Origin of the sequence: Pseudomonas sp. ARP3, from assembly GCF_001029595.1 — a bacterium.
GTDB lineage: Bacteria > Pseudomonadota > Gammaproteobacteria > Pseudomonadales > Pseudomonadaceae > Aquipseudomonas > Aquipseudomonas rhodesiae.
The window spans coordinates 1-22,278 of record NZ_LEKF01000038.1; the positions used below are offsets into that span (position 1 = coordinate 1).

A 22,278-nucleotide genomic window follows, 5' to 3' on the forward strand; every position below is an offset into this window, starting at 1 on the left:
TGCGGGTCTGTTTGCGCTTGCCGGCGTACTCGGCGTCGGCGAAGGTCATCTGCTTCATCGGAAAACTCGGCGGGTGGAGTCCGGACATTTTGCCAAAATCAGGAAGTCTTCTTCAGAGTTTCCCTAAGGAATTCATGATTGTCCGCTGAAATGACCACATCACCTCAGCGGTCAGCGACCTCAGACCTACGATCCAAGTCTCGCTGATCATTAAGGGCCACGACGTCCGCACGCATTCGAGCAGGCACTGTATCTCTCACCTTTGAAAAGTCAGCATCGCTTGCAGGCTTAACCTTAACCGCTTCTGCATGTCCAAATCTTTTATCGCCATAGCGGCTAATCGAATCGGTAGCCTGGTGCCCCATGACGTATGCCATTTCTATTGCGGACATGCCTGAGGCTTTCAGATTTGAGCCGAACTGGTGACGAAGTGTGTACATACTCGGCACCTTCCTCCTACCGAATAGCTCAGTAGCGACTTGGTGAAGCGCAATGCGTATAGAATCCATACTGCGCGGCTGACATTTAAAAGCAGCGAGAGCGTTTCTCAAGATATTGCAGACGTCTCCATCAGCCTCAAGCGTTCGGCTAGCGCCGCGTAAACCTTTGTGGCTAAGCTTCGCACCAGATATATGGATGCGCCGGCCATCAATGGAAATTCCGTTAAGCTCGCATGGTCGCGCTCCGGTAAGAGATATCACCATTAACGCTCCCGCTTCGACAGGCATATCTCGTTCAGCCAGACACCGTAGCCACGTCTCGAAATCAGCGGAAGAAAGCTTCTGCGGACGTCGCTGTTTTTTCTTTCGCGGCAGATTTAACACAGTGACCGGATTGAGCGTCCGATTGATTTCTTGGGCAGCCCAGAAATTGCCTCGACGCTTTTGATCAAACGCCAAAGCGTTACGTAAGCGCCGATAATAGTCCGGGCGGTAATCAGGAGCCGCCCGAAGCAAAGCACCAATAATATTGAGCTCATCAAGCTCAACGCCCTGCATTCGAGTCGCATAGAAGTTACTGGCCAAACTGATGTAGGCGCTTTGAGTCTCTGCATTCATAATATTCTTCTTATTATTTGGTGACACATGCCACACAATCAATTATCGCAAATACGAAAACAAAAAAACAACAGCCAAAACATTATTTTTATATAACCCAAAAGCCAAGTATTGCAAAGGCGAAAAAATTCTATCATTTCTATATCGCATTCCGGACTTTGGTTCGTTGGCCAAGGACGCACCATGTTACCTGACCCCACAAGACGACCCGCCGGGAGCAGCACATAGACCGACTGAACAGCGCTGGGTATGAGCAGGTGCTTCCACTCTTTCAGCCGATTCACATTTTAAAATGCGAGAACCAAGTAGAGTAATTTTAAATTGCGCTCACAGCCTGGGGCGGCGACGGACTGGCGCAATCGCTTACCGAGACACCACTGCCCACGACATACTGCTTATGCCACTTTTAAATTATGGGTTTTGGGCCGGACACTCACTAGATAGCCAGCCGAACGGCCTCCGGGGCGTTAACCATGGGCTGTATAAAAATACAGTATAGCCTATTGCCTTTTTTAAGCGGAGCAACTTAGAATAATGAACAGAACAACAACCTGAGGAAAAAACATGTCTATCCTAATTCTTAACCGCGAGCGCGACGAAGTCGGCGGTCAATACCTAGTAGCAAGCATTCACGGTGTGGAACACTGCGTATCACTTGATGATGACTATCCGGAGCAAATCCCAGATTCAGATGATATAGTCCACCGCATTAATGCAGATGACTTCAATGAGCTTTCAGAGAAGGTACGCTCCTACGTGCGCAAGCACAGCATCGCCCCCATTCACTCACTCGATGACGTTAGGCTGCTTGCGATGCAGCTCGGCGATATGAAAGCAAAGACCTACGAAATCGACGAAGAAGGTCTTGGCCTCACGCTCCGCGACTGTAACATAGATAAAGGTGTACGCACCCTAGTTCGTAAATTTAATAGCACATATCAGGCATATCGCTGGCTGACCGAGCAACTGGATATTTTGGATTTCAATGCGCCACGGTAAGCGTGCAAGCGCTAATGTCCCGCCATTGCATTCCTAATCAAAAGCCGCATGCAACCGAGGCGCGCTATAGATAAAGACGTTTATTGACTAAATTGGCTTCAATGCGACTCGGTTAGACGTTGGCTTTATTGTAGCTCGCCTGATTAACTTGAAGGCTGCTCACTTCAAACCTTTACTGTCTCGGTAGCCTTTCATTTACTAATACCCGGCAACCGACGCACGCTTAAAGATTGCACCAACAAAAGCGCATGGATTATGGTTCATCTACAGCAGAAGTACCGTCATCCAGTATTTCCGCCTCGAGGCGCCCCATATAACCATTAAGCAATACTATAGCCAGCAGACAACATAGCGGAGCAAGTGCTTGCTCCGCAGAGAGTTGCGAAGACCGTCGTCAATTCGTACACCACCGTATTTCCCTGAAACAACCGTTAGTGGTCTATTTCTCAGGACAGGCAAAGGAACGCAGACAGCCGCCTAGTTCGCCTATTACCGTTGGCTACAGGCCGATGGTTTCGATTAATGATACCTACTTCGACTCAGACGAGCTTTTCCAACTCCGGCAGGATCTCGAACAGATCCCCGACCAGGCCGTAGTCGGCGACCTGGAAGATCGGCGCTTCCTCGTCCTTGTTGATCGCGACGATCACCTTGGAGTCCTTCATGCCCGCCAGGTGCTGGATCGCACCGGAGATGCCGACGGCGATGTACAGCTGCGGCGCGACGATCTTGCCGGTCTGGCCGACCTGCATGTCGTTCGGCACGAAGCCGGCGTCGACCGCGGCTCGCGAGGCACCGACTGCGGCGCCGAGCTTGTCGGCCAGCGAGTACAGGTGCTTGAAGTTGTCGCCGTTCTGCATGCCGCGGCCGCCGGAAACGACGATCTTGGCCGCGGTCAGCTCCGGACGGTCGGATTTGGCCAGCTCTTCGCCAACGAAGGCGGACTTGCCGGCGTCACCGCTGCCGGAGACCTGCTCGACGGCCGCTGAGCCGCCCTCGGCGTTCACCGCGTCGAAGCCGGTGGCACGCACGGTGATGACCTTGATCGGGGCGCTGGACTGCACGGTGGCGATGGCGTTGCCGGCGTAGATCGGGCGCTTGAAGGTGTCGGCGCTTTCGACGGCGATGATCTCGGAGATCTGGTCGACCTCCAGCAGCGCCGCCACGCGCGGCAGGAAGTTCTTGCCATTGGTGGTGGCCGGAGCCAGCACGTGGCTGTAATTTTTCGCCCCACTTTCCCCTACAAGCTGCGCGATCAGCGGCGCGACGTTTTCCGGCAGCTGATTGGCGTAGGCCGCGTCGTCGGCGACCAGCACCTTGGACACGCCCTCGATCTTGGCCGCCGCTTCACCGATGGCGCCGCAGCCGCTGCCGGCGACCAGCACGTGGATGTCGCCGCCGATCTTGGTGGCCGCCGCCACGGTGTTCAGGGTTGCAGCCGCCAGGACCGCGTTGTTGTGTTCAGCGATAACCAGGATAGCCATCAGATCACCTTCGCCTCGTTCTTCAGTTTCTCGACCAGTTCAGCCACGAACTTGACCTTGATACCGGCGCTGCGGGCAGCCGGCGCTTCGACCTTGAGGGTCTTCACGGTCGAGGTGGTGGTCACGCCCAGCGCCTCGGGCGTCAGGGTTTCCAGCGGCTTCTTCTTGGCCTTCATGATGTTCGGCAGCGACGCGTAGCGCGGCTCGTTCAGGCGCAGGTCGGTGGTGACGATCGCCGGCAAGTTCAGCGCGACGGTCTGCAGGCCGCCGTCGATCTCGCGGGTGACGTTGACCTTGTCGCCAGCGACTTCCACCTTGGAGGCGAAGGTGCCCTGGGCGTAGCCGGTCAGCGCGCCGAGCATCTGCCCGGTCTGGTTGTTGTCGCTGTCGATCGCCTGCTTGCCGAGGATGATCAGTTGCGGCTGCTCCTTGTCGACCACGGCCTTGAGCAGCTTGGCGATCGCCAGGGAATTGAGTTCATCAGCGGACTCGACCAGCACGGCGCGGTCGGCGCCCAGCGCCAGGGCGGTACGCAGCTGCTCCTGGGCAGCGCTCGGGCCGACGGAGACGACCACGATTTCGCTGGCCACGCCTTTCTCTTTCAGGCGCACGGCTTCTTCCACGGCGATTTCGCAGAAGGGGTTCATCGACATCTTGACGTTGGCCAGGTCAACGCCGGAGTTGTCCGCCTTGACGCGGACCTTGACGTTGTAATCGACCACTCGTTTGACGGCGATCAGTACTTTCATGTGGAAAACCTCTCGATCTCACGGGAGCGGATGCCCGCCGCCCAGCCGGCGGGTAAGGCGAGCACCTGCCGGGTCGGTTCAGAAAAGCTCTTCGACGAGCGCCATGGTGCTGTGGCTACCGGCGAGCACGCTGGCAAGCAGGGCGCCGGTGCGAGGCAGCAGGTGGTCGGTGTAGAAGCCCGCGGTGACCAGCTTGGCCTCGAGAAAGGCGGGATCGCCGCGCCCTGCGGCCAGCGCGGCGGACGCGGCCAGCGCCGAGCGCGCCATGGCCCAGCCCCCGCACAGGTAACCCAACAGCATCATCAGGTTGAAGGCGACGCTGCCGGGCAGCGCGGGATCGCTTGCAGCACCTTCCAGCAGGTACTGGCGCGCTCGCCGTGCAGCTGCCAGCGCCTCGGCCAGCGGCGCCGCCAGCCTGCTGCAGCGCGCATCCTGGCGCAGGTGGCCGAGGGTCGTGTCGATGTCATCGAGCAGCTCGGCCAGCAACGCTCCTTCGTTGGCGAGGGTCTTGCGCCCTACCAGGTCCATCGCCTGGATGCCGTTGGTGCCCTCGTAGATCGGCAGGATGCGCGCATCACGGAAATGCCGCGCAACACCGGTCTCCTCGACATAGCCCATGCCGCCATGAACCTGCACGGCCAGCGAGGTCACCTCCTGCGCCAGCTCGGTCAGCCATCCCTTGATGATCGGCGTGTAGAGATCCACGCGGCCCTGGCGGGCACGGTGGCTGGCCGGGTCGGGCGCATGGCGGGCGCGGTCCAGTTCGGACGCCGCGAGCAGCGCCAGGGCGCGCATGGCCTCGGTCGAGGCCTTCATCTGCATCAGCATGCGGCGCACATCGGGGAAGCGGATGATCGGGTAGCGGCTGCCGTCGCGCTGGGTGCCCTGCAAGCGCTCGCGGGCATAGCTGCGGGCGTCCTGCCAGGCGCGTTCGGAAATCGCCAGGCCCTGCAGCCCCACGGCCTGACGCGCGTGGTTCATCATCGTGAACATGCAGGCCAGCCCGGCGTGCGGCTCGCCGACCAGGTAGCCGATCGCCCCGCCCTGCTCGCCAAAGCTCATGGTGCAGGTCGGGCTGCCGTGGATCCCGAGCTTGTGCTCCAGCGACACGCAGCGCACATCGTTCGGCTCGGCGGCTTCGCCTGCGGCGTTCGGCAGGAACTTGGGCACCAGAAACAGCGAGATACCCTTTACGCCAGCAGGCGCATCCGGCAGGCGAGCAAGCACCAGATGAATCACGTTGGATGTCATCTGGTGGTCGCCCCAGCTGATGAAGATCTTCTGCCCGGTGATGCGGTAGTGCTCGCCTTCGGGAACCGCGCGCGCCTTGACAGCCGCCAGATCGGAGCCGGCATCCGGCTCGGTGAGATTCATCGTGCCGGTCCACTCGCCGCTGACCAGCCTGGGCAGATAGCGTGCCTGCAACGGTGCCGACGCATGATGCGCCAGTGCCTCGATGGCGCCCTGGGTCAGCAGCGGGCAAAGCGCGAACGCCATGTTCGCCGCGTGCCAGACCTCACTGACCGCGGTCCCCAGCACATTCGGTAGCGCCTGCCCGCCAAACGCCTCGGGCGCGGTAAGCGAACACCAGCCCCCTTCGCTGAACAACCGATAGGCGTCGGCGAAACCGGGCGCCTCCTTGACGCCGTGCTCGGTCAGCCGGACGCCTTCCCGGTCGCCGATCGCGTTCAGCGGCGCCAGCACTTCGGCGCCCAGTTTTCCCGCCTCGGCCAGCACTGCCGCCGCCAGCTCGCTGTTGATATCGCCCAGGCCAAGCTCGGCGCATAGGCGCTCGAAGCCCAGTACTTCATTGAGCACGAACTCGGTGTCGCGGTACGGATGGACGTAATCGGCCATGTGCGTTTCTCTCGGTGCGTTAGTGGTAGCGCTGGCCGCTGTGCAGCCGCGCGCGGAACTCGTCGGTGAGTTGGTACAGCCCGCCGTGGTGTGCATGGCGCCTGGCGCGGGCGGCGAACTCGGCGAGCCCCTGGTTCTGGATGTAGCGCAGCGCGCCACCGCGAAAGCGCGGGAAGCCGAGGCCGAGCACCAGGCCCATATCCGCTTCGGCGGCACTGGCGACGATGCCGTCTTCGAGGCAGCGCACGGTTTCCAGGCACAGCGGGATCATCAGCCGGTCGACGATGTCCTGGTCGCTCACCTCGGCGCCCGGCGTACCCAGCAGCGCCCGCGCCTCGGCCGACGGCTCGCGCTGGCGCCGGCCCTGCTCATCGGTGCCGTAGAGGTAGAAACCGCGGCCGTTCTTCTGGCCCAGGCAGCCGGCCGCGAGCAACTGCTCCATCACCGGCTCGCCGTCATGCCCCATGCGCCCGGGGTAGCCCTCCTGCAGCACCCGGTCGGCATGCACCATGGTGTCCAGGCCGATCACGTCGGCGAGATAGGCCGGGCCCATGGGCCAGCCGAAGGCTTCCATGACCCGGTCGATACGCTCGAAATCGACACCGTCCTGCAGCAGCCGGTTGAAGCCGTTGAAGTAGGGAAACAGCACCCGATTGACCAGAAAGCCCGGGCAGTCGCCGACCACGATGGGCGTCTTGCCCAGCGCCAGGGCGAAGGCCACGGTGCGCGACAGCGTCGCGTCGTCGGTGTGGCGACCGCGGATGACCTCCACCAGCGGCATCATCGGTACCGGGTTGAAGAAGTGCATGCCGCAGAAGCGCTCGGGGTGGCGCAGCCCTTCGGCCAGCCGGTCGATGGAAATGGTCGAGGTGTTGGAGGCCAGCACCGCGGCGTCGGCCACCAGCCCCTCGGCTTCGCCGAGCACCGCGGCCTTGACGTCGGCCCGCTCGACCACCGCTTCAACCAGCAGATCGACCTCGGCGAAGCCCTGCCAGTCCATCGTCGGGGTGATCCGCTCGAGGATCGCCGCCTTCTGTGCCTCGCTCAGCTTGCCCTTGGCGACCTGCCGGTCGAGCTGGGCGGTGGCGGTGCGCATGCCCAGCTCCAGCGCCTCGGCACGGATGTCCTTCATCAGGATCGGCGTGCCGCTGGCCGCCGCCTGGTAGGCAATGCCGCCGCCCATGATGCCAGCGCCGAGCACTGCGGCGCGGCGCACCGGCGCGGCACCTTCGGCATGCCGACGGGCCTGCTTGCGCACCGCCTGATCGGCGAGGAACAGCCCGACCAGCGAGGCCGCCTCGGGCCCACGCGCCAGGGCCACGAAGGTCTCGCGCTCGACTCGCAGCGCCTCGGCGAACTGCAGCCCGGCGTGGGTCTGCACCGCGGCGAGAATCGCCTGCGGCGCCGGGTAGCGCGGGTCGAGCGTATCGCCACGGGCGGCGATGCCGTCCGGCACAGCCACCGGCTGACGCTTGCGTGCGCGCCAGGCCTGCCAGTCGCCGCCCTCGGCAACCTCACCGAGCAGCGCCAGCGCCTCTTGGCGCAAGGTTTCTGGGGGCACCACACGTTCGGCGACACCGGCCGTCAACGCCGCCCCGGCCTTCCGCGGCTTGCCCTCGAGCAGCCAGTCCAGCGCATCGGCCACGCCGACAAGGCGCGACAGCCGCACCGTGCCGCCGAAGCCGGGGCAAATGCCAAGGGTGACTTCCGGCAGGCCGACCTGCGCATCCTCGGCCAGCACCCGGTAGTCGGTGGCCAGCGCCAGCTCCAAGCCGCCACCAAGGGCGAACCCGTTGATCGCGGCAACGCTTGGGTAGGGCAGCGATTCCAGGCGCCCGAGGCTGTCCAGCGCCTGCTCGATCCAGGCGTGCAGCGCGCCCTCCCCGGCCTCGAACAGCGCGGGGAATTCGCTGACGTCCGCACCGACCACGAACGCCGGCTTGGCGCTACGCACCAGCAGCCCGCGCAACGCGGTGTGCTCGAGCACCTCCAGCGCCGCGCGCAGATCCGCCAGGGTGGCGCGGTCCAGTTTGTTGACCGACGAGCCGTCGAGATCCAGCACCAGCTCGGCGAAGCCGTCGCCAAGCATTTCCAGGCGCAGCGCCTGCCCTTGATAAAGAGTCATCAGAGGCGCTCCAGCAATGCGGCGATGCCCTGGCCGCCACCGATGCACAGGCTGACCACGGCGAAGCGGCCGCCGCTGCGGTGCAGCTCGTGCACGGCCTTGACCATCAGGATCGCCCCGGTGGCGCCGATGGGGTGGCCAAGGGAGATGCCGCTGCCGTTGGGGTTGACCTTTTCCAGCGGCAGGTCGAGCTGCTGCACCACCGCCAGCGCCTGTGCCGCGAACGCCTCGTTGAGCTCGAAGAAATCGATATCGCCGATCTCCAGCCCGTTGCGCGCCAGCAGCTCGCGCACCGCCGACACCGGGCCGATGCCCATGATCTCGGGTGCCACGCCGGACACCTGGTAGTCCACCAGCCGCGCCATGACCTGGTGGCCGTTGACCTCGGCGTAATCGCGGTCCATCAGCAACAGCGCCGCGGCGGCGTCGTTCAGGCCAGACGCGTTGCCCGCGGTAACGGTGCCGCCCTCGCGCTTGAACGCCGGGCGCAGAGCCGCCAGCTCTTCCGGCGTGCAGTCGTGGCGCACGTGCTCATCGGTGTCGAACGACCGCGTGCCTTTGCGGGTTTTCAGCTCCACGGGGACGATCTGCCCGGCGAAGCGCCCCTCGGCGATGGCGCGGGCCGCCCGGCGGTGGCTTTCCAGGGCGAGAGCGTCCTGCTGCGCACGGCTGATGCCGTAGCGCTCGGCGACGTTTTCCGCCGTGATTCCCATGTGATAACGGTTGATCGGACAGGTCAGCGCGCCAACCATCAGGTCGAGTGTCTGGCCGTCTCCCATCCGCTGGCCAAAGCGGGCCGCGGGCAGCAGGTAGGGCGCGCGGCTCATGGACTCGGCGCCGCCCGCGATCGCCGCTTGGCAAAGGCCGAGTTGAAGCTGCTGCGCCGCACTGATGACCGCTTGCAGGCCGCTACCACAGAGCCGGTTCACCGACATGGCGACGCAGCGCTCGGTCAGGCCCCCTTCCAGCGCAGCCACCCGCGAGAGATACAGATCGCGCGACTCGGTCGGCAGTACGTTACCGAACACGCAGTGCCCCACGCTCGCCGGGGCCACGCCGTAGCGCTTGACCGATTCGGCAACCAGTTGGGTTGCCAGCTCACTCGGCCTGGCGTCTTTGAGGCTGCCGCCGAAATCCCCGATCGCCGTGCGCAAAGCGCCGGTGATCACCACCTCTCGTAGTTGCATGGAAGGCTCCCTGCTCAGGTAGAGTTGCCGGATAGCGCGCAGGAAGGCCTCGAGCCGGCCACTGCACCAGCCGAGCACGTCGCCGCTCGCTCGTTCGTAAAGCGCCGCTAGCTTCGCCGCTCACGCAGGCGCCAGCCATAACCAAAGCTGACTAATACTTGACATAAACGGACAATCCGAGAGCCTCACATGTCTTACGAGGGCTACAGCATTTCGGTCCACTTCGCCTGCAGCGCCATCAAGGCGGCGCAGCGCAGTGGGCTCGACGAACAGGCGTTGCTGCAGGAAGCCGGCATCGGCCAGCGCCTGCTCGACAACGCGCAGATGCGCATGACCTCACTGCAGTTCAGCCGGCTGATGCTGGCGCTATGGCGCGTTGGCGACGACGAATTCATGGGCCTTGCGCCCTCCCGTAGCCGCCACGGTGTGTTCGCCCTGATGGCCCGCCAGGTCATCGGCTGTCGTCGCCTGGCCTCGGTCTATTACCGAATGGCGCGCTTTTACAATCTGGTCAACGATTCGCTGCGTCTGGAGCTGGCCGCCGATGGCGGGCAAACCGCTTTCGTGATGCGCCTGGCCGATCCGGAGCATGACCCGGAGCATCTCTTGCGGGAAGTGTTCATGCTGCTCTGGCATCGTTTCGCCAGCTGGCTGGTGGGCCAGCGCATCGGATTGCGGGAGGTGCACTTCGACTACCCGCAACCGGCCAACCATGCCGAGTACAGGCTGATGTTTCCCTGCCCGGCACGCTTCTCGATGCCCGATTGCCGCCTGGTGCTCGACCCTCAATGCCTGGACATGCCGGTGGTCCAGACGCCCGCCACGCTGCGTGAACACCTGCGGCGGGCGCCGCTGGAATGGTTCACGCGCCCGTCCTACCAGGCCGCCTTCACGCGCAGCGTCAGTGACCTGTTCCAATACGATGGCGCGTTCAGGGACCTCGGTATCGAAGCCGCGGCAGCGGCGCTGCATATCACCGAGCGCACCCTGCGGCGGCGTCTTGCCCTCGAAGGTGCCCGCTTCCAGGCGCTCAAGGATGGCCTGCGCCGCGACCTGGCCATCCACTACCTCAGTCAGGCTGGGCTGCCGATCAGTGAAATCGCCCAGCGTCTCGGTTTCTCCGAACCTTCGGCTTTCACCCGTGCCTTTCGTCAGTGGACCGGCGACAGCCCACGCGCCTATCGGGAAGCGGCGCGGGCCTGAACGCCTAGCCGCGCAAGCGCAGCGGATCCACCAGGCGTGCCGCTACGGCCATGCCGACCAGATCGGCCAGGCGCTCGGCCTGCATGCGCTTCATCACCCGGGACCGATAGAGGTCGACGGTCTTGATGCTGATGTCGAGCTGGCGAGCGATTTCCTTGGTGGTGTAGCCCTGCACCAGCGGCAGCAGTACATCGCGCTCTCGCGGGGTCAGGCTGTCCAGGCGGGCCTGCAGGCTGACGTGCTCGCCGGTGCCGCCGGCACGTTCCTGACGACTGAGCGCCTGCTGCACGCTATCGAGCAGTAATTGCTCGTTGTAGGGCTTCTCGATGAAATCCACCGCGCCGGCCTTGAATGCGCGAACCACGATAGGCACATCGGCATGGCCGCTGACGAAGATCACAGGCAACTGCAGCCCGCGCGCGCGCATGGCCTCCTGAACCTGCAGACCGCCCATACCCGGCATCCTGACGTCCAACAGCACGCAGGCGTTATCCGCGCCATTGCAGGCTTCGAGAAACTCCCGCCCGCCGATGAACGGCCTGGCAGACAACCCCACCGACTCCAATAGCCAGACCGTCGAGTCGAGCATGCCCTGGTCGTCGTCGACGATATACACCACCTGCTCGTGAGCATCGCTCATCAGCGTTCCTCTGTTGCTATTGTCTTGATCGGCAGGCAACAGCGCATGCAGAGCCCTCCGTTCTCGCCCGGCTGGCCCTGCAACGCGCCGCCAAACCCCTCGATGATGCTGCGGCTCATCGGCAACCCGAGCCCGAGACCGTCCGGCTTGCGGGTAAAGAACGGCGTAAAGGCCTGCTCGAGTTCCTGCTCATCCAACCCACGGCCCTGGTCCGCAACGGCCAGGACCACCTCATCGGCCTGTCGCTCGGCGCGCAATACGATACGCGACGGCTGCCCCGGGTGGGCTTCGCGGTTCGCTTCTATCGCATTGCTCAAGAGGTTGATCAAGACCTGCTCGAGCAGCACGCGGTCGGCATAGACCCGTGGCAGGTCGGCGGCCAGCACCTGCTCGACGGTCACCTGGGCGGCAGCGGTCTCCCACGCGCAGAGGCGCACCGCGTCGCGCGCGACCTCGGCGACATCGAGCGGCTGCATGCGCCGCTGCCCCTTGCGCAGGAACGCCCGCAAGCGCTTGATCACCTCCGAGGCATGGTTGGCGTGCTCGGTAATCCGCTCCAGGCCCTGGGCCACGCGCTCGGCTGCTTGCGGATTCTGCCCCAGGCTCTGCAGGTAGCGCTGGCTGGCGCTGGCGTAGTTGACCACCGCCGCGAGCGGCTGGTTGATCTCATGCGCGATGCCGGATGCCAGCTCGCCGAGGGTGATGAGGCGCCCCGTATGCGCCAGCTCGTCCTGGTGGCGCCGCTGCTGCGCCTCGCGCAGCTCACGCTCGCTCATGTCGCGGGCCACCAGCGAGTAATAACGCTCGCCGCCGGTCGTCCGATGCGCCAGCAGCACGAGGGAAATCGGCACCGAGGCACCGCCGTCCTGTGCGAGCAGACGCGAATCGCAGCTCCAGACGCCCTCGCGCTCGGCGGTCGTGCGGCCGGTTCCGTGCAGCAGCGCCAGTACCTCGGTATCGAACAGCGCATCGAGCGCCGGCATCTGCCCATCCTGCAGACGCAGCGCTCGCCTTGCCGCCGGATTGAGATACGTCACCCGCCCCTCGGCATCGATGAACAACACCAGGTCAGTGTTTACTTCCACCACCTCGGCCAGACGCCGGCGGTTCTCTTCGGCCTGCACCCGCGCGGTGATGTCGCGCGACACGCTGACCACCTCGACCACCGCGCCGGTATAGGTCTCGCGGATGGCATGGCTGGCGGTCTCGAACCACAGGTAGTGACCATCCCGATGGCGCACCCGGTAGGTCATCGTGTGATAGCCGTCCACCTCCAGCGCGTCGCGGCTGCGCGCCGGCAACTGGGCCCGGTCTTCGGGGTGGAACAGCGTTTCCACGAGCTGGCCACGCAACTGCTCCGGCCAATAGCCGAGCAGCCGCCAGGCCGCTGGCGAGGCGTCGAGAAAGCGTCCATCGGGCGCGTGCCGGGAGATCAGGTCGGTGGTGTTTTCGGTGATCAGCCGATACAGACGCCGGGCGCGTGCCGCATCCCGCTCGGCCAGGACCTGTGCGGTCGCCTCTCGACAGCGCGCGAGCACCCGGTTCTGCGCGGGGTCGGGAACAAAGGTCCAGATCAGGATGCGCTGGTCGTATTCGGCCTCCACCCCTTCGATAGCCCGTTGTTGCGCCAGACAAGCGCCGACCAGCGCGGCGTGATTGACGGGCAGAAAGCGCAGCAGCTCATCCAGAGGGCGATCGGCCAGCAGCGCCAGCAGGGCAGCGTTCAGCTCGACGGGATACGCGTGCTCGTCCAGCAGCAGGCTCGGTTGCGGATCCAGGCCGAGCAACGGCGACTGACGCGCCAGGCCGCTCGCGCATGCGAGCAGGCTGAGCAACAGCTCGCGTACCCAGCTCAGCGAGCAGGGACCGACATCGCCATCGGTGGCAAGCAGCAACAACCCGGGTACGGCTTCATCCAGATCCAGCGCCAGCACGGCGCCCTGAACGATACCTGCCCGGCGCAGGCGGCCGGCAAGCCAGCAGTCCAGCCCACGGACAACGGCGAGGTCGAGCAGGCCCTCGCCGCCGAGCCGCTCATGCAGCAGGCGATCACTGGCCTGCAGCGGATCACCCAGGCCGGGAGGCAGCTGTGCGCCACTGCCCTCATGGGTGTAGATGCCGGCACCGGCCTGCCAGGTCATGTAGTACGCCTGGCGTACCCCGGCGCAGCCGCGCAGCACCCGGCACAGGGCATCGGCGCGCGCGTCGAGCGCTACCTGTTCACGCTGCAGACGCAGCCAGGTGTGAAGGCGAACGGGAGTTGTGCTCATAAGCAATCCGTCTGAAAGGTTGGCCGGGAGAAACCCCCTGGCCCGCACGGAAATAGATATAGGAGTATTACCATATTCGTCCAGCAATACTTCCATATGCCTTCCGACTGATCTATAAGATTTGCAAGCCGCCCGGGAGAAGCTCCCAGGCGATGCAGAACAAGAGCTAATAATCAGCCAAGTGGTGTCTTGCATGACCATCTACGAACAGGGCCTTGCGCCCGCCGCAGTCAACCATGTTGCCCTCAGTCCGCTCAGCTTCATCGAGCGCACCGCCAGCGTTTATCCGGATTACCCCGCCGTGATCCACGGTTCGATCCGTCGCACCTGGGCCGAAACCTACATGCGCTGCCGACGCCTGGCCTCTGCGTTGGCCGGGCGTGGTATCGGCAAGGGCGATACCGTCGCGGTGATGCTGCCCAATATCCCCTCGATGCTCGAGGCCCATTTTGCCGTGCCCATGATCGGCGCGGTGCTCAATACGCTCAATGTACGACTGGATGCCGAAGCCATTGCCTTCATGCTGCAGCATGGCGAGGCCCGGGTATTGATCGCCGACCGCGAGTTCGCCTCGGTCGTGCGCGCGGCCGTCGGGATGCTCGATCACCCGCCGCTCGTGATCGATGTGGACGACCCCGAGTACGGCGAAGGCGAGCCGGTTTCCAGCCTCGACTACGAAGCGCTGCTCGCCGAAGGCGACCCGGCGTTCGCCTGGCAGTGGCCGGAAGACGAGTGGCAGGCGATCAGCCTCAACTACACCTCCGGCACCACCGGCAACCCCAAGGGCGTGGTCTATCACCACCGCGGCGCCTATCTGAACGCGCTGGGCAACCAGATGACCTGGGCGATGGGCAACCATCCGGTGTATCTCTGGACGCTGCCGATGTTCCACTGCAACGGCTGGTGCTACCCATGGACGATTACCGCGCTGGCCGGCGTCCATGTGTTCCTGCGCCGCGTCGACCCGCAGAAGATTCTCGGGCTGATTCGCGAGCATCAGGTCACTCACCTGTGTGGCGCGCCGATCGTGCTCAATGCGCTGGTCAACATGCCCGCTTCGGCCAAAGCCGCCATCGACCACCCCGTGCACGCCATGGTCGCCGGCGCCGCGCCGCCGGCCAAGGTGATCGGCGCAGTCGAGGAAATGGGCATCAAGGTGACGCATGTCTACGGCCTGACCGAAGTCTATGGGCCGGTCACCATCTGCGCCTGGCATGCCGAATGGGACGAACGCCCTCTGGAGGAGCGCGCGGAAATCAAGGCACGCCAGGGCGTGCGCTACCCGACCCTGGAAGGGCTGATGGTGGCCGATCCCAAAACCCTGGAGCCGACCCCGCGCGACGGCCAGACCATCGGCGAGATCTTCATGCGCGGCAACACGGTGATGAAGGGTTATCTGAAGAACCCCAGTGCAACGGCCGAAGCGTTCGAAGGTGGCTGGTTCCATACCGGCGACCTGGCCGTCTGCCACCCGGACGGCTACGTGGAGATCAAGGATCGGCTCAAGGACATCATCATTTCCGGCGGGGAGAACATTTCCACCATCGAACTCGAAGGTGTGCTGTACCGCCATCCTGCCGTGCTGGAAGCTGCCGTGGTGGCTCGACCGGATGAGAAATGGGGCGAAACCCCCTGCGCCTTCATCAACCTCAAGGCCGATCACCAGGCCGTCGACGAAGACGCCATCATCAGTTTCTGCCGCGAGCACCTGGCCTCGTTCAAGGTGCCACGCACCGTCATATTCGGGGCGCTGCCCAAGACCTCGACCGGCAAGATCCAGAAGTACGTCCTGCGCGAACGGGCACGCGACCTGTCGCCACCCCAGCCTGCACCTCTGCGCAATCTGGCCTGACCCCTCTTTTTTCTGCCTGGTACTGCCATCCCGTTGCAGGGATGGCGGCTGCCGGCGGCATCCGTTCACAACAACAAGAAGGCGCCACACGGCGTCAACGGAGGCTCCATGCAACTGTACAAACGTAACGACGGCGATGAACAACCCTGCTGGAAGGCCGGACCGTTCAAGCTTCGCCTGCCCTTCGTGCACTACCGCTGGGAAACCGCGGAGATGCTCCAGGCGCTGATCATGTTCGTGGTCAGCCTGGGCATGATCCCGCTGTTGGAGAAATACCTCGGCCTGCCCTACGAGGTGGCGCTGGCCTACGTGGTGGTGTGCGGCATCGGCTTCATGCTGCCGGCGTTGCTCGGCGTGCCGCTGGTGCCGGGCTGGATCACCCCCGGCATCCCGGTGGTGCTGCTGTTTCTCGGCAACTTCGAGCCGGGGCCGGAGGCGATCCGCGCGCTGTTCGCGCTGCAGATCCTGGTCTGCGTCATCTTCTTCCTGCTCGGGGTCACGCGCCTGGGCAGCGTGATGGTGCGCATCGTGCCCAACTCGATGAAGGGCGGGATCATCATCGGCGCCGGCATCGCCGCGCTGATCGGCGAGATCGAGACCGGCGGGCGCCTGGCCAACACGCCGATCTCGTTGGTGCTGGGCAGCCTGATCTGCCTGTACCTGATGTTCTCGGTGTCGTTCCGCGGGCTTACCGAGCGGGTGCCGCTGGCGCGCAAGATCGTCAACTACGGCATGGTCCCGGGGATGATCGTGGCCATCGTCGCCGGCATCGCGGTGGGCGAGTACAGGATGCCGGACGTGCGCTTCGGCATCACCGTGCCGGCTTTCGACCAGCTCTGGCAGTACCTGCCCTTCACCGCCGGCTTCCCCGACGCCCAGGTGTTCATGCTGGCGGTGCCCACCGCGGTGATCGCCTACATCATCGCCTTCGGCGACATCATCGTCGGCCAGTCGCTGATGCAGCGCGCCGACGAGCTGCGCACCGACGAGAAGATCGAGATCAACGTCGACCGCATCCACCTGGTGTGCGCCATCCGCAACGCCCTGCATGCCTTCTTCGCGCCCTACCCGGGCCTGGCCGGCCCGCTGTGGACGGCCGTGGCGGCGACCATGGCCGAGCGCTACAAGTACGGCAGCAAGGCGATGGAGTCGATCTACAGCGGCGCCGGCACCTTCTGGATCACCGGCTTTCTCGCGCTGTTCGTCCTGCCGCTGGTGAGCTTCTTCCAGCCGGTGCTGCCGATCGCCCTGTCGCTGACGCTGATCCTCACCGGCTACATCTGCCTGATGGTCGGCTTCGAGCAGCTCAACAACAACGCCGAACGCGGTATCGCCGGCACCATGGGTGTGGTGCTGGCGGTGTACGGCGCGGGCTGGGGCCTGGCCGCTGGCGCCGTGCTGTACCTGCTGATCGAGCGCACCCACCTGCTGCGCTTCACCTCCCCCGGGGTGCGCGCCCAGCGCCCCAGCGAAGCCGACTGACCGCCGCCCGCCCCCAAACCTCCCCGCATTGGTCCGCGTGGCCAGTGCGGGCGACTAGAAAAGCCAGTCCTGATGAACAACTACAGCAGGCCATTGCAACAACCTTCCGCGGCGCCCGGCTCAACAGCCGCGAGAAGGAAGGGCTAACCGTCGACTCTGGAAGGCTGGCTGGAGGTGATGAATCAACGCAACTCCTCGTTCCACGATGATATGCGCGCCCCCAAGGACGTCGCGCAACATCGTGTTCAGCCAAGACGCCAGCGATGATTCCTGTTGGTCCTGTTGGTCCTGTTGGTCCTGTTGAAATAGGGGCAGTTGCTGGGAGAACAGCAACGCCTGTTCTAGTCGCTCAATCCCGAAATCACGTCCGCCTAGCACTTCACGCGCAGCGTCGAGGAGTGCCTGAATGTCAACAATCTGAGCAGCTACCTCGTGAATCTCTATAGCCCCGCCGGGCCTTCCTCGATTGATCCAAGAGTTGATGGCGCGAGTTCTCGTCGGTACCCCCATAGCAGCCTCTATAACGTAAGCACCCGGTACTAGGGAGCTCGTCCAGACCGAATGGCCATGCAAGAAAACGAGAAACAACGGTGTGGTCCATTAGCCTTGCAGCGGCCGCCTCGGTCCTTAAGCTTCCGAAATTGGCGCCGCTCGGGCGCATACGCGCTCCTTCATCTTGCCGAGCACCTGCAGGCAAATGTCGCTGTGCGGCATGATCCGGCAGGCTAGCACTATGTCCTGCGCCTGTTCCTCGGCGCTGACGTGGGCCTGGCTCATCACCTTCGCCTCGTAGCTGCCCTGGGTGATCTGCACCTTGCACACACCGCAGCCGCCGCCACGGCAGCCCAGCGGTATGCCGCGCCGACCGAGGCGCGCCATGCCATGCAGGACCGACTCGTGCTCGTCGCAGGGATAGTGCTCGGCGGTGTCTTCGATGGTTATCTGGTGTTTCATCATCGCGCCCTCACTCTGCCGTATTGAGACCCAGCGCTGCCAGCGCCGCGCGGGCGCAGGCTTCGTCCTGCTCCTCGCTGCCGCCGGAAACGCCGACGCCACCGATGCAGCGGCCGTCCGCGACCATCGGCAAGCCGCCGCCGAGCACCACCAGCCGTGGCCGCGTAGTCAGCCCGGCGTGCAGGCGCGGGTTGTCGCCGATCACCTCCAGCCATTGGCCGGTTGGAAAGCCGAAGCTGGCGGCCGTGTAGGCCTTGTCGATGGCGATGCTCTCCGAATGCAGGAAGGCCTCGGCCATGCGCAGATAGGCCAGCGTATTACCGCTGCGGTCGACCAGCGCCACATGCACACGGATGCCCAGCCGCTCGGCGCAGTCCAGCGCCGCCTGCGCGGCCACGGCGGCGCCGCGCCAGTCCAGACGCAGCCCCTGGGGTTGGAGGAATTCGGCCTGCGTCATGGCTCGACCTCCCCTGCCTGCTCGCGCGCCGCGATTTCGGCCGCGCGCAGCAGGTCGGCCGGTATGCCGCCGATCGACCAGTCCTCCGGTTCGACGCGAATGCACAGCCCGCGCACCAGCTGCGGCTGCACATCCAGAATGCGTACCAGTAGTTCGGTGAAGCCGGCCATCAGCCGCCGTCGCTGCTCGAGCGGGCGGCCGTCGAGCACGCGGAATTCAAAATACGGCGCCTGCCTGCCAACTTCGCCGGCCACGGCAAAACACTCGCGCGGGTACAGGCTGATCATCGCCCGGACCCGGTCGATCGGCGCGACAAGTACCTCGCTATATAGCCGCGAGGCTTCGCCTAGCAGCTCGATCTGCTGTTCGGGGCTGGCGCAGCCTTGCGCCAGGTGGAAGTTCACGATGGGCATTGGGGTTGTCTCCACGGCGTCGTTGTAATTGTTCGTCCGCTTCGTTTCGGTTGGCTGCCTGGCTCAGGGCAATCCGCGGCGGCGCCCCGAGTCGAGCATCAGCGTCGAGCCGGTCATCGCGTCGGCTTCCGGCGCCAGCAGCAGCGCCACCGCCCAGGCGACCTGCTCGGGCGTGGTGAAGGTGCCGAGCGAGGACTCCGCGCACATCTCGGCCAGCACTGCCGCGCTGTCGATGCCGCGTTGCCGCGCGCGGTCGGCGGCGACCCGGTGCAACCGCTCGGTGTCGGCCGGGCCCGGGGCGACCAGGTGTGCGGTGATGCCGCGCGCGCCGTAGGCCAGACTCAGCTGGCGCACCGCGTTGACCAGTGCCGCGTTGGCGATGCCGGCCGAGGCGGCGTAGACGGTCGGTTCGAAGCCGTAGTGCCCGCCGATGGCGACCAGCCGCGAGCCGGCGCGCAGATGCGGATCGACCGCACGCACCAGCCGCAGCAGACCGCCGACCTTGATGTTGACCGCATCCACCAGCGCCGCAGTGGGCGCATCGAGGATGCCACCGGCGACTGCCACGCCCGGCCCGTGCACCACCATCCGCACCGGCCGGTCGAGTGCCGCAGCGATGGCCGTGACCGACTCATCGGCAGCGATGTCGGCGACGCAGGGAATCACCCGCGGATACTGCGTGCGCAACGCCTGCAGCGGCGCTTCGCTGCGCGCCACAGCGAGCACATCGAGGCCGCTGTCGATCAGCCGCGCGACGATCCGCCGCCCGAAGTCGCCCGAGGCCCCCACCACCACCGCCAGTTCGTTGGCCACTGTCCGCCCTCCTGCGCTGTGCGTGGCATCAGGCCCGGAAGGCGATGCCGCGCTCCTTGGCCATGGTCATGGCGGTGTCCGGGATCATGTCTTCCTGGCCGCCGATCATCTTCTTGCGGCCCAGCTCGACGAGGATGTCGCGCGCCGGCACGCCGAAGCGCTCGGCGGCCCGCTTGGCGTGCAGCAGGAAGGTCGAGTAGACGCCGGCATAGCCGAGGGTCAGCGACTCGCGGTCGACCCGCACCACGTGCTCCATCATCGGCACGATGATCTCTTCGGCGACGTCCATCAGCTTGAACAGATCGGCACCGGTTTCCATGCCCATGCGCTCGCACACGGCAGCGAAGACTTCCAGCGGCGTGTTGCCGGCACCGGCACCAAGGCCGGCCACCGAGCCGTCGATGCGCGTCGCGCCGGCCTCGATGGCGGCGATGGAGTTGGCGATGCCCATGCCCAGGTTGTGGTGGCCGTGGAAGCCGATCTCGGTCTCGGGATTGAGCACTGCATGCAGCGCCCCGACCCGCGCCTTGACGTCCTCGGGCAGCATGTAGCCGGCCGAATCGGTGACGTAGACGGTCTGCGCACCGTAGGACTCCATCAGCTTGCCCTGCTGGGCGATGCCTTCGGCGTCGTTGAGGTGCGCCATCATCAGAAAGCCCGAGGTGTCCATGCCCAGCTTGCGCGCATAGGCGATGTGTTGCGGCGAGGTGTCGGCCTCGGTGCAATGGGTGGCCACGTGCACGCTGCGCGCGCCGCAGTCGTAGGCCGATTGCAATTCCTTCATGGTGCCGAGGCCGGGAATCAGCAGCACCGAAACCTTGGCCTGCTTCATCTGTGCCGCGACGGCGCTGATGTATTCCTCGTTGCTGTGCGGCGCGAAGCCGTGCTGCAGCGAGTTGCCGCCCAGCCCGGCGCCGTGGGTGACCTGGATATAGGGCACGCCGGCATCGTCCAGCGCGGTGGCGACCTTGACCATCTGCGCGACGCTGATCTGCTCACGCTTGGCGTGCATGCCGTCGCGCAGGCACATGTCATGCAGGATGACCTTGCGGCCTTTCAAACTGTTGGACTGACTCATCACGCAACCTCCACGGCAGGCAGCTGGATTTTTCCGGCAAGGATTTCCTCGGCGAACATCTCGGCAGTACGGGTGGCGGCGGCGGTCATGATGTCGAGGTTGCCGGCGTACGTCGGCAGGTAGTCGCCCAAACCGGCCACTTCGAGGAATACCGAAACCTTGTTGCCGTCGAAGATCGGCCCGTTGACTAGGCGGTAACCCGGCACGTACTTCTGCACCTCGCCGATCATCTCGAGGATCGAGGCGGTGATGCGGTCGCGGTCCGGCTCCTCGTCGGTCAGGCAGTAGACGGTGTTGCGCATCATCATCGGCGGCTCGGCCGGATTGATGATGCACAGCGCCTTGCCGCGCCGCGAACCGCCGACCTTGCAGATCGCACCTGAGGTGGTGGTGGTGAATTCGTCGAGGTTGGCGCGGGTGCCCGGACCGATGGATTTCGATGCCAGGCTGCCGATGATTTCCGCGTAGTCCACGCTCTGGATGCGTGACACCGCATAGACCACCGGGATCGTCGCCTGACCGGCGCAGGAGATCATGTTGACGTTCATCTCCAGCTTCTCGGCGTGCGCCTTGAGGTTCACCGGCGGCACGCACAGCGGGCCGATGGCCGCCGGGGTGAGATCGACCATCAGCACGCCGAGGGCGTTGAGCTTGCGGCTGTTCTCGGCGTGCACGTAAGCGCTGGTGGCGTCGAAGGCGATCTGGATGCCGTCTTCGAGCACGTGCGGCAGCAGGCCGTCGACGCCCTCATGAGTGGTTTTCAGGCCCATTTCACGGGCGCGCTTGAGGCCTTCGGACTCGGCGTCGATCCCTACCATCCACATCGGCTCGAGCACCGGGCTGCGCATGATCTTGTAGATCAGGTCGGTGCCGATGTTGCCCGAGCCGATGAGTGCGCATTTGATCTTTTTCATTGTGCCTGCTCCCGTTTCGCGGCGCGTTGGGCCAGCGTCATGCCGCCGACATAGAACTCGCCGCTGCCGTGTTCGGTGATGAGGATCCGTACCGTTTCCGGCGCGCAGTCGAGACTCTCGGCAACCGCCGCGGTGACGGCGGCGGCGACGCGACTCTTCTGCTCGTGGGTGCGCCCCTCGACCATGTGCATTTCGATGATTGGCATGAGTGGTTCTCCGGTTAGTCGACGAAGCGCATCGAGACGCTGCCCAGGTCCTGGAAGCGCGCGACCACGTTGTCGCCGGGCTTCACCGCCACGGCTTCGGTGATTCCGCCGCTCATCACGAAGCTGCCGGCCCGCAGGCTCTCGCCCAGCTCGGCGAGGATGTTGACGACCATCGCGATGGCCTCGGCCGGATGCCCCATGACCGCCGCCGACGCACCGGTGGCGACGATCTCGCCGTTGATCTCGATCACCACGCCAAGGGTGCGCAGGTCCAGATCCTCGACGTAGCGCGGGCGACCGCCGCCGACGAAGCGCGCCGACGAGGCGTTGTCGGCAACCACGCTGGCGAGGTCGAATTTGAAGCCGGAGAATCTCGAGTCGATGATCTCCACCGCCGGCAGCACGTAGTCGGGGATGTAAGCCGGAACCCCAGAAATTTCCGTCACCCTAGTTGGGTGGGCTCAACACTCGTGTCACCAGCTACCTTCTGGAGAATCGAGCTCGGCCATCCCTCCCTGGACGGGCATCGCTCGACGA

Annotated in this window: 19 protein-coding genes and 1 pseudogene; 4 read left to right on the forward strand and 16 right to left on the reverse strand. The window is 64.6% G+C overall.

The window, feature by feature from the left end; genetic code table 11:
* Positions 1 to 164: 164 nt before the first annotated feature.
* Positions 165 to 1,058 (reverse strand): integrase, encoded by an 894-nt coding sequence (locus tag ABX75_RS27065; protein ID WP_047883032.1) that lies wholly within the window; start codon positions 1,056 to 1,058, stop codon positions 165 to 167.
* Positions 1,059 to 1,622: 564 nt separating this feature from the next.
* On the opposite strand from ABX75_RS27065, the gene ABX75_RS27070 reads away from it, so the two are divergent.
* A complete protein-coding gene (locus ABX75_RS27070; RefSeq protein WP_003291593.1) occupies positions 1,623 to 2,057 on the forward strand; it encodes a hypothetical protein in 435 nt (144 codons plus the stop codon).
* A gap of 539 nt (positions 2,058 to 2,596) precedes the next feature.
* On the opposite strand, the gene ABX75_RS27075 is transcribed toward ABX75_RS27070, so the two are convergent.
* From ABX75_RS27075 to bktB, 5 genes are all read right to left on the reverse strand, one after another.
* Positions 2,597 to 3,541, reverse strand: a complete 945-nt coding sequence (locus tag ABX75_RS27075; RefSeq protein WP_047883033.1) for an electron transfer flavoprotein subunit alpha/FixB family protein — start codon at positions 3,539 to 3,541, stop codon at positions 2,597 to 2,599.
* On the reverse strand, positions 3,541 to 4,290 hold the full coding sequence (locus tag ABX75_RS27080) for an electron transfer flavoprotein subunit beta/FixA family protein (RefSeq protein WP_042909930.1): 750 nt from the start codon (positions 4,288 to 4,290) through the stop codon (positions 3,541 to 3,543). Before ABX75_RS27080 ends, ABX75_RS27075 begins: the two co-directional genes overlap by 1 nt.
* 78 nt (positions 4,291 to 4,368) lie before the next feature.
* Positions 4,369 to 6,147, reverse strand: a complete 1,779-nt coding sequence (locus ABX75_RS27085; protein WP_047883034.1) for an acyl-CoA dehydrogenase — start codon at positions 6,145 to 6,147, stop codon at positions 4,369 to 4,371.
* A 19-nt stretch (positions 6,148 to 6,166) separates the two neighbouring features.
* Complete coding sequence (gene fadB / locus ABX75_RS27090; protein ID WP_047883035.1) at positions 6,167 to 8,272, reverse strand: fatty acid oxidation complex subunit alpha FadB; 2,106 nt, start codon at positions 8,270 to 8,272, stop codon at positions 6,167 to 6,169.
* Entirely contained in the window at positions 8,272 to 9,459 is a 1,188-nt protein-coding gene (gene bktB, locus ABX75_RS27095; RefSeq protein ID WP_047883036.1) for a beta-ketothiolase BktB, read from the reverse strand. Before bktB ends, fadB begins: the two co-directional genes overlap by 1 nt.
* A gap of 189 nt (positions 9,460 to 9,648) precedes the next feature.
* Here bktB and ABX75_RS27100 point away from each other — a divergent pair, with 189 nt between their 5' ends.
* Complete coding sequence (locus ABX75_RS27100) at positions 9,649 to 10,662, forward strand: AraC family transcriptional regulator (RefSeq protein ID WP_047883037.1); 1,014 nt, start codon at positions 9,649 to 9,651, stop codon at positions 10,660 to 10,662.
* A 4-nt stretch (positions 10,663 to 10,666) separates the two neighbouring features.
* Here ABX75_RS27100 and ABX75_RS27105 read toward each other — a convergent pair whose 3' ends face one another.
* Positions 10,667 to 11,302 (reverse strand): response regulator transcription factor, encoded by a 636-nt coding sequence (locus ABX75_RS27105; RefSeq protein WP_042909934.1) that lies wholly within the window; start codon positions 11,300 to 11,302, stop codon positions 10,667 to 10,669.
* Positions 11,302 to 13,572 (reverse strand): PAS domain S-box protein, encoded by a 2,271-nt coding sequence (locus tag ABX75_RS27110; protein ID WP_126588708.1) that lies wholly within the window; start codon positions 13,570 to 13,572, stop codon positions 11,302 to 11,304. The genes ABX75_RS27105 and ABX75_RS27110 overlap by 1 nt, the downstream gene beginning before the upstream one ends.
* Positions 13,573 to 13,765: 193 nt before the next feature.
* Between ABX75_RS27110 and ABX75_RS27115 the strand changes: the two genes are divergently transcribed.
* Positions 13,766 to 15,424: an acyl-CoA synthetase gene (locus ABX75_RS27115; protein WP_047883038.1), complete on the forward strand. Its 1,659-nt coding sequence runs from the start codon at positions 13,766 to 13,768 to the stop codon at positions 15,422 to 15,424.
* 108 nt (positions 15,425 to 15,532) lie between these two features.
* Positions 15,533 to 16,906: a solute carrier family 23 protein gene (locus ABX75_RS27120; RefSeq protein WP_047883039.1), complete on the forward strand. Its 1,374-nt coding sequence runs from the start codon at positions 15,533 to 15,535 to the stop codon at positions 16,904 to 16,906.
* Positions 16,907 to 17,533: 627 nt separating this feature from the next.
* Here the strand turns inward: ABX75_RS27120 and ABX75_RS27130 are convergent.
* The 8 genes and pseudogenes from ABX75_RS27130 to ABX75_RS27165 all read right to left on the reverse strand — a co-directional run.
* Entirely contained in the window at positions 17,534 to 17,860 is a 327-nt protein-coding gene (locus ABX75_RS27130) for a 2Fe-2S iron-sulfur cluster-binding protein (RefSeq protein ID WP_047883048.1), read from the reverse strand.
* Between the two features lie 10 nt (positions 17,861 to 17,870).
* Positions 17,871 to 18,317, reverse strand: a complete 447-nt coding sequence (locus ABX75_RS27135; RefSeq protein ID WP_047883041.1) for a heme-binding protein — start codon at positions 18,315 to 18,317, stop codon at positions 17,871 to 17,873.
* Complete coding sequence (locus ABX75_RS27140; protein ID WP_047883042.1) at positions 18,314 to 18,730, reverse strand: tautomerase family protein; 417 nt, start codon at positions 18,728 to 18,730, stop codon at positions 18,314 to 18,316. The genes ABX75_RS27135 and ABX75_RS27140 overlap by 4 nt, the downstream gene beginning before the upstream one ends.
* Positions 18,731 to 18,793: 63 nt before the next feature.
* Positions 18,794 to 19,543 (reverse strand): SDR family NAD(P)-dependent oxidoreductase, encoded by a 750-nt coding sequence (locus ABX75_RS27145; protein WP_047883043.1) that lies wholly within the window; start codon positions 19,541 to 19,543, stop codon positions 18,794 to 18,796.
* 28 nt (positions 19,544 to 19,571) lie between these two features.
* A complete protein-coding gene (gene dmpG / locus ABX75_RS27150) occupies positions 19,572 to 20,624 on the reverse strand; it encodes a 4-hydroxy-2-oxovalerate aldolase (RefSeq protein WP_177329715.1) in 1,053 nt (350 codons plus the stop codon).
* A complete protein-coding gene (locus ABX75_RS27155; RefSeq protein WP_047883045.1) occupies positions 20,621 to 21,535 on the reverse strand; it encodes an acetaldehyde dehydrogenase (acetylating) in 915 nt (304 codons plus the stop codon). The genes dmpG and ABX75_RS27155 overlap by 4 nt, the downstream gene beginning before the upstream one ends.
* Positions 21,532 to 21,741, reverse strand: coding sequence for a 2-hydroxymuconate tautomerase family protein (locus ABX75_RS27160; RefSeq protein ID WP_047883046.1), 210 nt, complete (start codon positions 21,739 to 21,741; stop codon positions 21,532 to 21,534). The genes ABX75_RS27155 and ABX75_RS27160 overlap by 4 nt, the downstream gene beginning before the upstream one ends.
* 14 nt (positions 21,742 to 21,755) lie before the next feature.
* Positions 21,756 to 22,151: pseudogene (locus ABX75_RS27165) on the reverse strand (fumarylacetoacetate hydrolase family protein); the annotation flags it as partial.
* Between the last annotated feature and the right edge of the window lie 127 nt (positions 22,152 to 22,278).

Excerpts from the sequence above, each read along its gene's own strand:
- ABX75_RS27065 (WP_047883032.1), bottom strand. The coding sequence starts at position 1,058 with ATGAATGCAGAGACTCAAAGCGCCTACATCAGTTTGGCCAGTAACTTC.
- ABX75_RS27070 (WP_003291593.1), top strand. The coding sequence starts at position 1,623 with ATGTCTATCCTAATTCTTAACCGCGAGCGCGACGAAGTCGGCGGTCAA.
- ABX75_RS27075 (WP_047883033.1), bottom strand. The coding sequence starts at position 3,541 with ATGGCTATCCTGGTTATCGCTGAACACAACAACGCGGTCCTGGCGGCT.
- ABX75_RS27080 (WP_042909930.1), bottom strand. The coding sequence starts at position 4,290 with ATGAAAGTACTGATCGCCGTCAAACGAGTGGTCGATTACAACGTCAAG.
- ABX75_RS27085 (WP_047883034.1), bottom strand. The coding sequence starts at position 6,147 with ATGGCCGATTACGTCCATCCGTACCGCGACACCGAGTTCGTGCTCAAT.
- fadB (WP_047883035.1), bottom strand. The coding sequence starts at position 8,272 with ATGACTCTTTATCAAGGGCAGGCGCTGCGCCTGGAAATGCTTGGCGAC.
- bktB (WP_047883036.1), bottom strand. The coding sequence starts at position 9,459 with ATGCAACTACGAGAGGTGGTGATCACCGGCGCTTTGCGCACGGCGATC.
- ABX75_RS27100 (WP_047883037.1), top strand. The coding sequence starts at position 9,649 with ATGTCTTACGAGGGCTACAGCATTTCGGTCCACTTCGCCTGCAGCGCC.
- ABX75_RS27105 (WP_042909934.1), bottom strand. The coding sequence starts at position 11,302 with ATGAGCGATGCTCACGAGCAGGTGGTGTATATCGTCGACGACGACCAG.
- ABX75_RS27110 (WP_126588708.1), bottom strand. The coding sequence starts at position 13,572 with ATGAGCACAACTCCCGTTCGCCTTCACACCTGGCTGCGTCTGCAGCGT.
- ABX75_RS27115 (WP_047883038.1), top strand. The coding sequence starts at position 13,766 with ATGACCATCTACGAACAGGGCCTTGCGCCCGCCGCAGTCAACCATGTT.
- ABX75_RS27120 (WP_047883039.1), top strand. The coding sequence starts at position 15,533 with ATGCAACTGTACAAACGTAACGACGGCGATGAACAACCCTGCTGGAAG.
- ABX75_RS27130 (WP_047883048.1), bottom strand. The coding sequence starts at position 17,860 with ATGAAACACCAGATAACCATCGAAGACACCGCCGAGCACTATCCCTGC.
- ABX75_RS27135 (WP_047883041.1), bottom strand. The coding sequence starts at position 18,317 with ATGACGCAGGCCGAATTCCTCCAACCCCAGGGGCTGCGTCTGGACTGG.
- ABX75_RS27140 (WP_047883042.1), bottom strand. The coding sequence starts at position 18,730 with ATGCCCATCGTGAACTTCCACCTGGCGCAAGGCTGCGCCAGCCCCGAA.
- ABX75_RS27155 (WP_047883045.1), bottom strand. The coding sequence starts at position 21,535 with ATGAAAAAGATCAAATGCGCACTCATCGGCTCGGGCAACATCGGCACC.
- ABX75_RS27160 (WP_047883046.1), bottom strand. The coding sequence starts at position 21,741 with ATGCCAATCATCGAAATGCACATGGTCGAGGGGCGCACCCACGAGCAG.